At 50.1% G+C, this 14301-nt stretch carries 14 protein-coding genes and 1 pseudogene; 3 read left to right on the plus strand and 12 right to left on the minus strand.

Annotation, left to right across the window (positions count from 1 at the left end; genetic code table 11):
- Positions 1-2 precede the first annotated feature (2 nt).
- Positions 3-983, minus strand: a complete 981-nt coding sequence (locus IEY53_RS11615; RefSeq protein ID WP_189025035.1) for a ketopantoate reductase family protein — start codon at positions 981-983, stop codon at positions 3-5.
- Between the two features lie 186 nt (positions 984-1169).
- Positions 1170-1820, minus strand: a complete 651-nt coding sequence (locus IEY53_RS11620; protein ID WP_189025037.1) for an RsfA family transcriptional regulator — start codon at positions 1818-1820, stop codon at positions 1170-1172.
- A gap of 343 nt (positions 1821-2163) precedes the next feature.
- Here IEY53_RS11620 and IEY53_RS11625 point away from each other — a divergent pair, with 343 nt between their 5' ends.
- Together IEY53_RS11625 and IEY53_RS11630 are read left to right on the plus strand one after the other, a co-directional pair.
- Complete coding sequence (locus IEY53_RS11625; protein WP_189025038.1) at positions 2164-2400, plus strand: DUF2626 domain-containing protein; 237 nt, start codon at positions 2164-2166, stop codon at positions 2398-2400.
- Positions 2401-2525: 125 nt separating this feature from the next.
- Positions 2526-3704, plus strand: coding sequence for a coiled-coil domain-containing protein (locus IEY53_RS11630; protein ID WP_229696091.1), 1179 nt, complete (start codon positions 2526-2528; stop codon positions 3702-3704).
- Here IEY53_RS11630 and IEY53_RS11635 read toward each other — a convergent pair.
- The 4 genes and pseudogenes from IEY53_RS11635 to IEY53_RS11650 form a co-directional block, all read right to left on the minus strand.
- Entirely contained in the window at positions 3696-4922 is a 1227-nt protein-coding gene (locus IEY53_RS11635) for an extracellular solute-binding protein (protein ID WP_189025039.1), read from the minus strand. The genes IEY53_RS11630 and IEY53_RS11635 overlap by 9 nt on opposite strands.
- Before the next feature lie 48 nt (positions 4923-4970).
- Positions 4971-5189: a hypothetical protein gene (locus IEY53_RS11640; RefSeq protein ID WP_189025040.1), complete on the minus strand. Its 219-nt coding sequence runs from the start codon at positions 5187-5189 to the stop codon at positions 4971-4973.
- A gap of 402 nt (positions 5190-5591) precedes the next feature.
- A pseudogene (locus IEY53_RS36285) lies at positions 5592-5747 on the minus strand (transposase); the annotation flags it as partial.
- Between the two features lie 368 nt (positions 5748-6115).
- A complete protein-coding gene (locus IEY53_RS11650) occupies positions 6116-7447 on the minus strand; it encodes a PhoH family protein (RefSeq protein ID WP_189025041.1) in 1332 nt (443 codons plus the stop codon).
- A gap of 105 nt (positions 7448-7552) precedes the next feature.
- Between IEY53_RS11650 and IEY53_RS11655 the strand changes: the two genes are divergently transcribed.
- Complete coding sequence (locus IEY53_RS11655) at positions 7553-8143, plus strand: YhcN/YlaJ family sporulation lipoprotein (protein ID WP_189025042.1); 591 nt, start codon at positions 7553-7555, stop codon at positions 8141-8143.
- Positions 8144-8199: 56 nt separating this feature from the next.
- On the opposite strand, the gene IEY53_RS11660 is transcribed toward IEY53_RS11655, so the two are convergent.
- The 6 genes from IEY53_RS11660 to IEY53_RS11685 form a co-directional block, all read right to left on the minus strand.
- Entirely contained in the window at positions 8200-8652 is a 453-nt protein-coding gene (locus IEY53_RS11660) for a pyridoxamine 5'-phosphate oxidase family protein (protein ID WP_189025043.1), read from the minus strand.
- A gap of 70 nt (positions 8653-8722) precedes the next feature.
- Positions 8723-9814 carry an LCP family protein gene (locus tag IEY53_RS11665; RefSeq protein ID WP_189025044.1) on the minus strand — a complete coding sequence of 364 codons (1092 nt, stop codon included), beginning with the start codon at positions 9812-9814 and terminating at the stop codon, positions 8723-8725.
- 85 nt (positions 9815-9899) lie between these two features.
- Positions 9900-10196: a YlaH-like family protein gene (locus IEY53_RS11670; RefSeq protein ID WP_189025046.1), complete on the minus strand. Its 297-nt coding sequence runs from the start codon at positions 10194-10196 to the stop codon at positions 9900-9902.
- A gap of 639 nt (positions 10197-10835) precedes the next feature.
- On the minus strand, positions 10836-12677 hold the full coding sequence (typA, locus tag IEY53_RS11675) for a translational GTPase TypA (RefSeq protein WP_189025048.1): 1842 nt from the start codon (positions 12675-12677) through the stop codon (positions 10836-10838).
- Between the two features lie 210 nt (positions 12678-12887).
- Positions 12888-13400: a hypothetical protein gene (locus tag IEY53_RS11680; RefSeq protein ID WP_189025050.1), complete on the minus strand. Its 513-nt coding sequence runs from the start codon at positions 13398-13400 to the stop codon at positions 12888-12890.
- A 178-nt stretch (positions 13401-13578) separates the two neighbouring features.
- The gene (locus tag IEY53_RS11685) at positions 13579-14238 is read right to left on the minus strand and encodes a TerC family protein (protein ID WP_189025052.1); all 660 of its coding nucleotides are present in this window, start codon (positions 14236-14238) and stop codon (positions 13579-13581) included.
- Positions 14239-14301 lie beyond the last annotated feature (63 nt).

The following is a 14301-nucleotide window of genomic DNA, read 5'->3' on the forward strand; positions in this document are numbered from 1 at the left end:
CTTCACCTCTCCTCCGCAATCATGCCCTCCACCATCCGGCAAATCCAGCGATGTAAAGGAATATCCATTCCGGAACGCTCTGCCATTTCAACAAGACTGCCATTAATCCAGCGGATTTCCGTTGTCCTCGAAGCCAGAACATCGGCAAGCATCGATGAAGTGTTGGACGAAGTAGCCCGGCACACCTCAAGAATATTGTCCCACGCCAGTGAATCACGGCCAATCCCGCAGGCATCATACACCGAAACAGCTTCATCATAGAGAGCTCTCATCATGTGTATGCGATGCTCCGAAGCCAGCAGTTCCCCATTGGGTATGCGCCAAATGGCGGTAAGCGGATTAATCACAGCATTGATCAGAAGCTTCCGGTAAATCATGGTATCCACTTCTTTCGACAGATGGGCGGAGAATCCTGCTAAGGAAAAGGCCTCAATCAAACAAATTGCCTCTGGCTCCGCTTCACCCCGGGATCCTTGTCTATCAGCAGAGGGATCAGCGCTTTCTTTACCCAGCCATATTCCCCCTTCCCCCGCGTGAATGACCTCGGACCCGGAAGCTCTTTTGGCTCCTACAGTAGTCACAGCTGCATATATATTAGCTTTTGGCAAAAGCGCTTGGAGAAAGGCAAGATGACCCCTGCCATTTTGAAAACAAACAATGTGTGGCTGAGCATCCTTAACCTGCTGCAGGAATTCCGGCAATTCATGATGAAGAGCGTTTTGTTTTACCGTTACAATAATCCACTCTCCCGGATCCTGCGTATAGGCAGCCGCAAACTTGTCTATGGATGCAGAGTAGAAGCGGTCCCCGGCAAGCCTTAGGGGCTCCCGTTCGTCCTCATAGCTTATTATCAATCCCCGCCTGGACAATTCCAGTGCTTGCTCCGGCCCCCTGCACCAAAGCCTTATTTCATTTCCGGCCCCAATAAGTTTTCCCGCCAGCAGCAGCCCCAGGGAGCCGGCACCGATAATATCAATTTTCATGACTACTTTATTGCCGCCCTCCAAGGTAATTTTTTCTAAGTATATCCTGTGCCGACAACGGTCTGCAATCCGGAAGTCATACAGAAATATCCACAAGACGGAGCACCTGTATCCATAAATCACAAAAAACCCGCAGAAGCGGCTTTAGTTGGCGGGCCGGCCTACGGGATTTGCAGGAGAACAATATTATTCGATTCGTTCCAGATTTCCATTGGCATCCATTTTGAAGCGGGTCTTCATTTCATCTTCTTCTTCGTTCAGGAAAGCGAGTCTGCGGGCCCGGTCCATAATCTGGATCAAAGCTTTATAATCATCATTGACTACCCGGTAGTCACTTTGAGCAAGATTGACCTCTTTGGACAACCGCTCGTTTTCGCTGCGCAGCTCCGTTAACTCGTCTTCCTTCTCTCGCAAATCTCTTTCCAGCATCTTAAGCTGGCGGCCGGCTTCCTGGAATGAGCCCTTCCATTGCCTTAAGAAACGTATGACCGCATCAATGGATAAGGTATTTTCGCTTGATCCATCGCTCCGTCCATACTCCTCTCCCAAATCCCCAAGATTCAGGCCGGCAACCTGGGCTCCCCTCATAGAAGGCTGCTTTTTCAGATAACTGCGTTTCTGGCGCTGGCCTTTGGCGATGCCGATGGCCTCTTCATAGCTTTTGCGGACACAGCTGTTCCAGCGGAATCCGCAAGCGGCTGATGTCCTTCCGATTTTTTCACCCACTTCTTCAAAAGCAGCAAGCTGTGTACTGCCCTCACGAATATGGCGCAACGTAACTTCTGCCAATATAGCATCGTCTTCTGTGCTCCAAGCATCCTGTCTAACGGCTGTCATAAAGCCAAACCTCCTAACAACGTCTTGAAATAACCATCTTCATAACCGGCAGCTCCGCCGGATTGTGAATAGGGATAAAAGCTGCTTACTCCATTTCTATGCCTCTCATAGAGTTCATAGAATCTATTTGATACTAAATTGTATTTCCATTTTGTCTGCACCTCATACGCCGGACCTTATATTTTCTATTCGCGGACTGTGAGTGGGCGCGTCAATTATAAAAATCACATTTTTTGGAGTTCAGGGCTTTTTTTTCGATGAATTCGTTTACACCCTTTTGTGAAGCGGGTATAATTAAGTAAATGTTCATCGACAGATACATAAAGGTGAGGGAGGTTTTCGCGTGGACCGAATGTTTCGGGTATTGGGTTTCTTCACACTGGTCATTGGCTTAATGGCCTTTGCCGGAGATTTGACCGAAATGGCTCTGCTGTTCTTCTTGCAAACTGCTTTCTTTGTCATTCTCGGGTATATGAAATTTACCGAAAAGACCTATATCCTCCTCTTCTGGGGATATATGATTGTAAGTTTCACCGGATTCAGCTACTGGACGATTTTTGAAATGGGTCTGCCGCTGTAAAAGCAATTCTCTCATGAAACGGAAGCTGTTCCTTGCAGAAAGGAGCAATTCCGTTTTTTTGCATGTCTTTTTGTAGGCCTCTACCTCAAAAAAGGGTATGATATTTTAACAAAGCTAGACATATTATGAATACATACTGGCCAAAAGATCATAACGAAGGTGGTGGTGTGGTGCTTTCCCGTCCTTTTCATAGCCGTATGAGGGCAGCCATACTCATTTTATTCTGCTGTACCCTGCTGCCGGTATCATCCATGAACCTGCTGACTTCCGCCGATCCGGCAGGCTCCTATGCTCCGCCACTCCCCGTTCAAGGAGATGAAGCAACCCGCAAGCTGCTTGAACAGACCCTGTCCTCTGCAGAAATTGAACGCGAGATTACCAGGATTACAGCCGAGCAGAAGGTTCTGGAGCAAAAGGTAAGCAAGCTTACGGAAGAAGCTGCGGAGAAGAAACTTGCGATTGCGGACAAGCAGGAGCGTGCCGGAGCCGTTGTCCGTTCTTATTATATGGGAGACAGGGACGGTCTGCTCGCTGCTTTTCTGTCGGCCAAAAGCATCAGCCGGGTCCTCATGCTGTTCGATTATTATGAAATCATTATTGGACGCGACCGGGACATCCTCTCCCAGTATGAGAAGCAATATAAGGATATGCAAACCACGCTGACTTCCGCCGAGCGCACATCCCGGGAGCTGGCTGAACTAAAAACATCCCTTGAAGCGCAGAAGATTCGGGTTGCGGAGCTGAATCAGGAGATCGAGAGCGGAGTCAGGAACAGCGCTGATCCGGATAATATGAGTGCTCTATTGAAGGAATTCACTTTATATTGGGAGAATATCGGCCTGCATGAGGTCAAAACCTATTTCAAGGCGTTGTCTTCCGCGATGAACAAACTGCCTGAGTTCGTGCAGAACCGCGATGGCGTGCTCAGCCGTGAAGGAATGACCTATAATTTGAACCTGAAGGAAGAGGATTTGAACGAGTTTCTGGTGTCTCAGAACCAATTATTCGAGGATTTCGCCTTTCATTTCGAGGATGGAGCGGTATCGGCTTCGGGAACCAGCGGCCAATTGACTTTAACATTAACCGGCCGTTACACCATTCAGAACGAACCGGTTAACGGGCTGATGTTCCATGTGGACCATATCGTCTTTAATGGCCTGGAGCTGCCGGAATCCACACGCCTTGCCCTGGAGGAAGAATTCGATCTGGGCTTCTATCCGGAAAAAATCGTTTCCTTCCTGCGGGCCACCGAGGTAAATAGCAATGACGGTGTGCTTTTTGTTAAGCTCTCCCTCTCATTCTGAAGCCTGCCTCACCTGATTCATGTAAGCTGCTGTATCCAGCTTTCCGGTAAGCAGGAGCAAGACCGCTTCGGTGACTCTGCTCCAGCTGCCTTGCGATTCACTCACGGGGGCAGCCTCTTCGGAGAGCAACAGTCCGGTGTCAAAAGGAAGCTGTGTAAATGCCGGCTGATTCATACGGTACAGCTCATCCAGCGCCGGCAACCTGCCGGTGTTATCCAGCCAAGCCTGCTGGGAGGAAAGCGAGGTGATATAAGCCAGCCATTCTACAGCAGCTTCGGGGTTGCGGGATTGTGCCGGCAGTGCAAAGGAACGGCTGTATATCGATTCCAGCCCTGCTCCCTGCCCCGCCTGCAGCAGGGCTTCGGCAGCCAGAGAGCTATTGCCGTGTTTCTGCCATTCCGAAAGCGGCAGCACGGCAACTGCTATCCGGCCTCCTTGAAGCCTGTCCCATACCTCCTGATTGTAGCGGCTGGTCAAGTAAAAGGAACTGCGGCCCAGCTGGATCCAGTCCAGCCATTCCGGATTGGCTTTCAAGAGACTGCCGCCCATACTCTCCAGCACCGCGGCTAACCCGTAAGGATTGCGGGTATCCAGTGCCAGCAGCGAGGTCCCCTGTTCTTTATGTACATTCTGGAGCAGGGTATTCCATTCCTCCAGGTTCCGCGGCACTCCATTGAACCCAAGCTCTTTCAGCCGCTGGGGAGAATAGACCATGACATACGGGTCAATATCCAGCGGAACCCCCCAATCATATCCATTCCACTGCATCAGCGGTATCAAACCGGTTAAAGGTGCACTGCCGGGTATACTCTGGTACACATCCACCGGCAGCAAAAAACCCCTTGTTGCCAGATCCAAAATACTCCTGCCATCCGTCATGACAATATCCGGGCTGTTTCCGAGTGTGAGATCCTGCTTCAGGGTCCGTTCCGCATCCTCGCTGCTAACATTGATCAGTTCTACCTTCACACCGCTGGACAAGGAATAAGTTGCGCTAATCCGCTCCAGTTCCTGAAATTCTTCGGGATTAAGCGAGACGGAAATGCGCAAGCTGTCAACCGTCCCTTTCTCTCCCGCCGAAGAGTCGGTATTCTGGTTCTGGGGCTTCTTCACCTCATGCGGACCATCCCCGGTATTCAGTTCCATGCTGGGTGACAGACTGGTCAACGACAGCAGGATAATAGCGAAGAGCAGCCAATAGTTTTTGCGTCTCAGCATGTTGTACTCCTTCCGAACAGGTTCGTCCCCCCTATTTTACCAGACCCATCAGCCCTTGTCTGCACTTTGTGAAAACGTTCTCTTTCTATTATAAGGGGAGAGCGTCGCACAGATGAACCTTCTGGTGATTTCAGTGCCATTCTGAGAAAGATTTGGACTTCCGATCGCTGTTATCCTCAGATTTCCTGATTGAATACCGCTGCAACGGTTGAAATCCGAGGATAAAGGCGAACGCTGCGCTTCTCCAGTACCAAACTTTCTTTCCATGGCGTCATCCGCCTGATCCTTCAGCTTACCGCTCCCTGTGCGGGCAGGCAAAAAAGGAGCTGTCCCATAAGGAGTTTTTCTACGACCAGAGACAGCTCTTCTTCATTTTAAAAAACAAAAAAGTGAGCAAAGTAGCGCTTCTCCTGTCATTGGAGAAGCGCTACTTTGCGTTTTTGGTCTACTGGGACTTGCTTCAGCACGTTTTCCCGGATTCTGGTACATGTAATCGTTCCAAACTGACGACCACTTCCCGATGATTTCCTGCCGCTTTTGTACAACGTTTCTTCAGTGGGCAACCTTCGCAACTTGGGCTGCATGACGTTTCCAAAATTCTCTTGCTTTCTTTGCGGAAATGCAGCGTTTTGTCCGGCTGGGTACGTCCATCTCCATATGTGGCTGTAAGGCATAGATGGTGACTTTAGTAAGCATTTTAGGGTAGTAGCTGTCGCGGCCACCGCCAGGATAGGTAGCGTCAAAGGTGGCGTCGTCAAACCGATTCACGGCTGAGTTAACAACACGAACGAGGTGATGTCCTTGGATGTCTTCTTCCAGAACCATTGGCAAACAAAAGTTGGCCAGGGTATATTAAATGTACAAAGAAATCGCTCCTTTTGAAATGGGTGGTGGTACCTCCATTTTACCAAAAGAGCGATTTCTTTTTTTGCGTTTTTAAGAAACTGTTCCCGCTTAAAGCAGCGGAGAGAACGGACTGATTGTGGAAAAGCGGCAGCGGTCGCCTTGGTCTCCGGATTTTCACCGCTAAAGGGAATGAAAAAAATCTGGAGAGCACAGCGATTGGAACAACGGTCCGTTCGTGGAGCGCCCTCCCCAAGTGCCCACGTATATGCTACTCAAAAACAACAAGCGCTGACCCAAGCAGCCATTTCATGATTTTGGGTCAGCCCCTTGAGATTAAAGCTGATGGATTACAGCAGATCCGCCGCCAGCTGGGCCAGACGGGAACGCTCGCCTTTCTCCAGCGTGATATGGCCGCTGATGCCCTGCTGCTTGAATTTCTCGACGATATAGCTAAGGCCGTTGCTCGCGGCATCCAGATAGGGATGGTCAATTTGCTCCGGGTCGCCCATAAGAATGACCTTGCTGCCTTCGCCTGCCCGGGAGACAATGGTCTTCACCTCATGCCGGGAAAGGTTCTGGGCCTCGTCGATGATGATGAACTGAGACGGGATGGAACGCCCCCGGATATACGTCAGTGCCTCTACCTGAATACTGCCGAGGCCCATCAGGATTTTATCGATATCACCGGATTTCTTGGTGTCGAACAGAAATTCCAGATTATCATAGATCGGCTGCATCCATGGACGGAGTTTCTCTTCCTTCTCGCCGGGCAGGTAGCCGATATCTTTGCCCATCGGCACCACAGGGCGGGCAATCAACAGCTTCTTGTATTTGTGTTCGTCTTCCACCTTGAATAATCCGGCAGCCAGTGCAAGCAGGGTCTTGCCCGTTCCCGCTTTGCCGGTAATGGTGACAAGCGGGATATCATCATTCAGGAGCAATTCAAGCGCCATCCGTTGCTGGGCATTGCGGGCACTGATTCCCCACACTGCATCATTGCCCATATATAACGGTTCGAGGCGTGTAGCATCACTGTTCACCTTGAGCAAAGCCGATTTCCCACTGCCAATCTCATCCTTGAGGATTACAAATTCATGGGGATACAGCACATAGGACAAGGACAGCTGTTTAACCGACAAGGAGCGGTGGCTGTAATATTCATCAATTAACGAAGGATGAACCAGTAAAGACTGATAGCCGTTGTACAGCTCATTCAAATCTCCGGTCCGGTCGGATAGATAATCTTCCGGTGTAATGCCAAGGACATCCGCTTTGATGCGGACGAGCACATCTTTACTTACGAGTACCACGGGCCGGGGTTCGGCCTTCTCATTCTCCTCATGCAGATAATTAAGGGCAACAGCCAAAATCCGGTTGTCGTTGGAAATCTCCCCGAACATTTCCTGTACCTTCACAAAGCTACGGTGATTCAGCTCAACCTTCAGCTTGCCTCCTTGTTCCAGTTCCACTCCGCTGTGCAGATGGCCCAGTTCCCGGAGTCCGTCTAACAGGCGGGACACGGTGCGGGCGTTGCGGCCGATTTCATCGGCATTACGCTTTTTGGAGTCAATTTCCTCCAGCACGACGGCCGGAATGATAACTTCATGCTCCTTAAAAGCAAAAATCGAATTGGGGTCGTGCAAAAGCACGTTGGTATCCAGCACAAATATCTTGTTCATGTTATCCCCTCCACAGCGCCTGGTTTGATTGGTCATACATAACTCCTTCCACCACGGGAAAACCTATACGAAAGAATCGATCTTGGCAGAAAGGAGTAAGCACATATGAGAAAATCAATGTGTCTGTTGCTGGTACTGCTGCTGCTGACAAGCTGCGGTATCGTTAGTAAAGAGACATCACCCTCTCCTCAGGATAAACCAGCATCACAAACTGCACAGAACCATCAAGGGAATCACGGGGTACAACAGCTTGCTGATGATCCGAATGGAACAACTTTGCCGGAGACCGCAAGGGCGGATGGACAATCCTTGGACGGAAACAACACCAGCGAGGTTGCACTTAAAGATCATTTGGAGCAGTTGGCCAAAAGGGTACCCGGTGTAAAAGGCGCACACTGCGTAGTTATGGGCAACACCGCCATCATTGGCATTGATGTGAATGAAGCCCTGGACCGCTCACGCGTTGGAACTATCAAATATTCCGTCGCCGAGGCCGTCCGCAAAGACCCAAGAAAGATCAATGCCCTGGTCACAGCGGATATGGACCTCTCCGGCAGACTTGCCGATATGAGCCGCCACGTCTCCAATGGGAATCCGGTATCCGGCTTTGCCGCCGAGATGGCCGATATTATCGGCCGGATTATGCCGCAGTTCCCGGAGGATACCCAGCCGCAAGGTAACGGCAACGGACAATAAATGGACAGTCGCTTCAACAAACCTAAGGTGACAAAAAAAGCCCAGTGATAAACTCACTAGGCTTTTTGCATGGCGGCAAACACTTGTCCGTCCAGCTTCTCAGCTGCACGTCCATCATAAGTTATTGCATATCGCGGGGCGGAGGCAAGCTGCGCACCGTAAAAAAGCGCGTTGCGCACCGCTTCAATTTCAACATCAAAACAGCACATTTTGAAAGGAACATCCTGCAGCGGATCCTGCCTTACGGCAGCACGTCCGTTAATAGCATGAACCGTACCCTCACCAAACACAGTGATGGTGATCAGCGGATTGACTTTCATATTGTTCACCAGTCTGGAGCGATGGTCAACCGTCAGGCGGATCAGGGAAGGACTCACCGCATAAATCCAGGAGATTGCCGTGGAAGTAGGACCACCAGATTCTGCATCAACTGTGCTTAGAAGAACAAACGTTTCCGATTGCAGCATCGACAGCAAGGTTTCATTGAGTTGAGCTAGAGCTTCGGACATAAGTACAGGCCCCCTATGCGGCATTAGTACATTCAATTTAGTATATTATAGCACAGGATGAAACTTGCATTCAATTTTGAGAATCTGCTGTAGCGGCGCCCGAAATCCCGGCTATGCGGTTCTGAAGGCTTGTTCTCGCCTCTGCAAGCTCTGTTTCGTTAATATATACATACGGGCTGCGCCATGTTCCGGTTACCGGCTTAAATTCCACATTTTCCTTGGAAATATTCCAGTAGGTCGCAATCATGTCTTTCAGCTGCTCGTTCTCGATATCCGTCCTCATGTTGTCATTCATAGCGTCCAGCACCCCGCCAATCTTCACCGCTCCGCCGAAGGACTGCATTTGGCTGAGCATGGAGTTCAGCACTTCATTCTGGCGTTTATTGCGGTCAAAATCATCCGAAGCCTTGGTCTTGGGCTTGCAATTGGATTTACGGTACCGCACATAATCCAGCGCCTTGTCCCCGTCCAGCTCCGCAGGACCCTGCTTGAGATTGATATTGGTGCCATCCACGCTGTCCTTGTAGCACATATCCGCACTGACATTTACATCGACGCCGCCCAGCTTGTCCACAACGTCACGGAAGCCCTGGAAATCCAGAACCGTCGCGTAATCTACCTCGATGTCCAGATATTTGCCCATCATAGTCTTCATCTCTTCTTCGGCCGTAATGCCGGAGGTCTTCTCTTTCCCCTTGAAACGTGAATAGAACTCATTGATCTTCGTCTTCTTGTACCCGCTGAGCTCAACATAGGTATCGCGCGGGAGCGAAACCACCGTGGCGGATTTGGTCTCCGGGTTGAGTGCAGCGACCATAATCACATCCGTAAGATAGGATACATGCTTCGGCCGGCTGTCCGTTCCCAGCAGCAGCATGGTCAGCGGTTTGACAGTAGCTGATTGTCCTGCAGGGACGGGTTTGTCCACACCGGTATCCAGCAGGCCCTGATCCAGCTTCCAGTATAGATAACCCCCGTAGCCCAACACTCCAAGGATAGCGACAATCAAGAGGAGCAGAAGTGATCTTGCCATCTTGGCAAAGAAACCCCTTGGCTTGGTTTTTTTACCTAATTTCTTTCTGGGTGCTGCCTTGGCGGGTTGCTTCTGAGCGGCCCGCTGCCCGTTTCTGGGAGGTAAACTGCTATTGTTGCGTGTGCTCATAATGGAATAAAGTCCTTTTCATTTCAATTGAAATTCTGCTGGTTCATACTTAAATAGACGAGCTTTGGGGTAAAAAGTTGCGGAATTACTGCCGCTTCGCCGCAGCCGCCGCCTTCCTTCTCTGCCGGGCTTCCATAAAATAACGGACCCGTACAAGAAGCATCAGACCCACAGCCACCAGCAGGCACTGGATAATCGGCAGCTTGTCGTGCTGAAAGATCAGCAGCATGCCGGAACCGATCGCCATCATAATATACAGTACAATTTCTTTGCCGACGGGGAGCTTTTGGTTGACCCGGAAGACCTTGTTATAGACATAAGTCAACAATACAAAGATAACGATATAAGCAATCACAGGATGCTCAGCGAACCAGCTCTGCATAGATGAAGTACAACTCCCTCCAAAGTTTAAGATACGCTTACATTATACCATCAGACGTACCTTTTCACCTCACAATTACTTTAAACTCAAAAGACCGCAAAAAACAAAATCACCACTGGCGGGTGAATAACAACCCGGAGTTTAACTAGGCCCGGATTATTGTACAATAGGCAAGATTATCGTCATTTGGCTTGCTTAGAACTCACATTGTTGTACAACTTGCACAACTCTCGCCCCTATAGCGTGGTTAAGACATGCATTGTTGACCGTGCGGTTTTGCGTGGGTCCCTCTGCGGACACGATGAGGTCCCTTCACGATCTATCCGCGGCTGATGCGGACAGGAAATCCGTTGATTGGAGAGGATTCGTCTGTTCAGCAGGATAATCGGACAGAGATTCCGCTAATTGTCCTATCTCCCTTCATTCTAGGCTCAATCGAACAATATAACGGCTCCTGAGTCCGAATTCGCCAGGAAAGCAGACTTTTTCGCAAAATAGGGCCTTCTCTGTCCGCTTCACTCCCCTGATGGAACCCAATCCTCCTGCACCGCCTATTTCATCTGACGCTTCCAAGATATCCACATAAACAATAAATAAAACCGCCGGATGAATTCCGGCGGCTTGGGGATCGCGTATTCCTTACATGCCAGCTTTCGCTGCTTTACGCTGTTTCTCTACACGTTCGCGCTCGCCTTTGTTCAGAATCTTCTTGCGAAGACGAACTGATTTAGGCGTGATTTCACAATATTCGTCATCATTCAGGTACTCCAGGGCACCTTCCAAAGAGAACATGCGCGGAGTTTTCATTTTTACTGTTTCGTCTTTTGTAGCGGAACGCACGTTGGTCAGTGCCTTCTCTTTACAAATGTTGACGATAATATCGTTATCGCGGGTATGCTCACCTACGATCATACCTTCGTAAATGTCAGTTCCCGGCTCAAGGAAAAGAATCCCCCGGTCTTCTACCCCCATCATGCCATAGAAGGTAGTGGTTCCTGTCTCACTGGACACCAGTACGCCTTGGTGACGTCCGCCAACCTGACCGCCAATCAGTGGTGCATAGCTGTCGAAGGCATGGTTCATAACGCCATAACCGCGTGTAAGGGTAAGGAAATGTGTGTTGTAACCGATCAGGCCGCGGGCTGGAATCAGGAACTCCAGGCGAACTTGGCCGGTACCGGTGTTGATCATGTTGACCATCTCCGCCTTGCGGCTGCCCAGGCTCTCCATAACAGCGCCCATGCTTTCTTCCGGCACGTCAATCATCAGACGTTCCAGCGGCTCCATTTTGTGCCCGTCAACTTCCTTAACGATAACTTCCGGTTTGGATACCTGCATTTCATACCCTTCACGGCGCATGTTCTCAATCAGGATACCCAGGTGAAGCTCACCACGTCCGGAAACGATAAATGCATCCGGGCTGTCCGTTTCATCCACACGCAAGCTGACATCGGTCTCCAGCTCTTTGAACAGACGCTCACGCAGCTTACGGGAGGTAACCCACTTGCCTTCTTTACCTGCAAACGGACTGTTGTTTACGAGGAACGTCATTTGCATAGTAGGCTCATCAATTTTCAGAACAGGCAGTGCTTCCGGGTGCTGAGGATCAGCGATGGTCTCACCGATGTTGATGTCCTTGATTCCGGCAATCGCCACGATATCGCCTGCGCCTGCTTCTTCGGTTTCTACACGTTTCAGACCTTGGAAGCCAAACAGCTTCTCAATACGTGCCGTTTTGGCTTTGCCATCGCGCATAATTACCGTAACCGATTGGCCTTGCTTAATAATTCCGCGGTTCACGCGGCCAATGGCAATACGGCCGAGGTATTCGTTATAGTCCATCAGCGTCACCAGGAATTGAAGAGGTTCTTCAACTTTTTCTGTTGGAGCCGGGATATGTTCAACGATGGTTTCATAAAGGGCAAGCATGTTGTCATCCTGTTTGTCGGTATTCATGCTGGAAGTACCGTTAAGTGCGGATGCATAAACAACCGGGAATTCCAATTGCTCGTCACTGGCTTCCAGCTCAATGAACAGGTCCAGCACTTCATCAATAACTTCTTTTGGACGGGCAGCCGGACGGTCGATCTTGTTCACGACAACGATTGGTGTCAGATTCTGCTCCAGAGCTTTGCGCAGAACGAATTTCGTTTGCGGCATGCAGCCTTCATAGGCATCAACCACCAGAAGTACACCGTCAACCATCTTCATGATCCGTTCCACTTCGCCGCCGAAGTCGGCATGGCCCGGTGTATCCACAATGTTAATCAGGAACTCTTTATAGGTAATAGCTGTGTTTTTGGCTAGGATGGTAATACCGCGTTCCCGCTCCAGATCATTGGAATCCATGGCGCGTTCCTGAAGCGTCTCGTGTGCGCTGAAAATGCCTGATTGCTGCAAAAGCTGATCGACGAGTGTAGTCTTGCCATGGTCAACGTGGGCAATGATCGCAATGTTGCGGATATCTTTTCTTGAATGCATGATTTGTATCCAAATCCTCTCATTTATCAAATTAAAACTGTTTAAATTTATAGCATGTCTCGGCAGTCTCACAAAAGAAGCGCCAGGCAGAAAGCCGACGCTTCAACATATCCTTAATATTATAGTGAAAGTACTATGAAAAGCAAGTCTTTTTATGAAAAAAACCGCTCTGTGCCCCTGTTTAATTTTTCTAATTCCCGGTTCGGCAAATTACCAGCCCCGATTCCATTTCTTCCGGCTCCCCGATCTGCCTTTGCCGATGATCATCCATAAGCCCAAAGCAATCAGGACAGCACCTAACAGGTAAAGTGAGCCGGTACCAAGCAAGCCAAATATAAATAACACAAGACTTAGCAGCCCTAATATAATAGCCGAGGCGGACAGGCCTCCTGTCCGTACCGGAGCATACAGCGAATATTCGTAAAGTCCAACAGCGATCCCCAGCAGCAGCAAAGGCCACATCGGCCGCATAAGCCCCCAGCCCCAGGCATTGCAGATTCCCAGCACCAGTCCCCACACCGTCAGAATTCCGGCAGGAATCAGCACAGCTGCTGAGGCACGTCTGCTGAAGAACAGTACATGCAGGAACAGGCCCGGAAGCAGAAGGACAAGCGGCCAGAGGGCATGTCCCAAAAATCCAAATACGCCCAGCTTCCCGAATAAAATCACGATGCCTGCAGCGGCTATGAATATGCCCAGTTTCACGTCGTTTTTGGAAGACATCTTGCACCCATCCCTTCAGTAGTTAATGCCTTTTTCTTATATATTTTATCTGAAAACCCAATAAAACACCATGATTCTTCCGGACTTCCGCACAGCATGTCTTAGTTTTGCCGAATAATGCACAAATAAACGGATGCCATCCCGGTTCGGGAGGCATCCGCTATTCAGCACTTGCCGCTTATAGGACTGTCTGCGAACGGCGTTTGAACAGGCCGGACACGACCACCAGCAGCCCCAGGGCAAGAGGCAGCCAAGTATGAGTCGACGGCAGAAGGAAGGACAGAATGGCGCCGAATTTACCATCCTGCAGCAGCATATCGCCAGCCGTATAGGCCAGTATATAGGCACCGATGAAAACCAGCAGCGGAAAACGGTGCAGCCAGCCCACGATAATACCGCTTCCCCAGACAACAATAGGAATACTCAAGGCGATCCCAATGACAATCAGGGCCATATCCCCTTGGGCCAGCCCGGCAATGGCCAGCACATTGTCCAGGCTCATCACAAAATCGGCCACAAGGATGGTGCGGATAGACTTCCAGACGGTAGACGCCTCCTGCACCCTGACTTCTTCTTCATCTTCCAGCAGCAGCTTAAAGGCAATCCAGAGCAGCAAAAGTCCGCCACCAGCCTGAAGGTAGGGGATTTTCAGCAGAAATACAGCGACAAACGTCAGCAGGCAGCGCAGCCCGACAGCTCCCGCAGCCCCCCACCATACCGCCAGCTTGCGGTGCTTCTCCGGAAGATTTTTGCTTGCCAGCGCTATGACCATTGCATTATCGCCGCTGAGCACCAGATTGATCATTAGAATCTCCCCAAGCAGCAACATCGTATCCATAGTTACAACCTCCCCGAACAGCATGTCTACTTACATGTATGTCCGGGGGCGACAAGCTATGCT

It is taken from the genome of Paenibacillus albidus, assembly GCF_014644435.1.
GTDB classification, from domain to species: domain Bacteria; phylum Bacillota; class Bacilli; order Paenibacillales; family Paenibacillaceae; genus Paenibacillus_AQ; species Paenibacillus_AQ albidus.

Excerpts from the sequence above, each read along its gene's own strand:
- IEY53_RS11615 (WP_189025035.1), bottom strand. The coding sequence starts at position 983 with ATGAAAATTGATATTATCGGTGCCGGCTCCCTGGGGCTGCTGCTGGCG.
- IEY53_RS11620 (WP_189025037.1), bottom strand. The coding sequence starts at position 1,820 with ATGACAGCCGTTAGACAGGATGCTTGGAGCACAGAAGACGATGCTATA.
- IEY53_RS11630 (WP_229696091.1), top strand. The coding sequence starts at position 2,526 with ATGAATACATACTGGCCAAAAGATCATAACGAAGGTGGTGGTGTGGTG.
- IEY53_RS11635 (WP_189025039.1), bottom strand. The coding sequence starts at position 4,922 with ATGCTGAGACGCAAAAACTATTGGCTGCTCTTCGCTATTATCCTGCTG.
- IEY53_RS11640 (WP_189025040.1), bottom strand. The coding sequence starts at position 5,189 with ATGGAAAGAAAGTTTGGTACTGGAGAAGCGCAGCGTTCGCCTTTATCC.
- IEY53_RS11650 (WP_189025041.1), bottom strand. The coding sequence starts at position 7,447 with ATGAACAAGATATTTGTGCTGGATACCAACGTGCTTTTGCACGACCCC.
- IEY53_RS11655 (WP_189025042.1), top strand. The coding sequence starts at position 7,553 with ATGAGAAAATCAATGTGTCTGTTGCTGGTACTGCTGCTGCTGACAAGC.
- IEY53_RS11660 (WP_189025043.1), bottom strand. The coding sequence starts at position 8,652 with ATGTCCGAAGCTCTAGCTCAACTCAATGAAACCTTGCTGTCGATGCTG.
- IEY53_RS11665 (WP_189025044.1), bottom strand. The coding sequence starts at position 9,814 with ATGAGCACACGCAACAATAGCAGTTTACCTCCCAGAAACGGGCAGCGG.
- IEY53_RS11670 (WP_189025046.1), bottom strand. The coding sequence starts at position 10,196 with ATGCAGAGCTGGTTCGCTGAGCATCCTGTGATTGCTTATATCGTTATC.
- typA (WP_189025048.1), bottom strand. The coding sequence starts at position 12,677 with ATGCATTCAAGAAAAGATATCCGCAACATTGCGATCATTGCCCACGTT.
- IEY53_RS11680 (WP_189025050.1), bottom strand. The coding sequence starts at position 13,400 with ATGTCTTCCAAAAACGACGTGAAACTGGGCATATTCATAGCCGCTGCA.
- IEY53_RS11685 (WP_189025052.1), bottom strand. The coding sequence starts at position 14,238 with ATGGATACGATGTTGCTGCTTGGGGAGATTCTAATGATCAATCTGGTG.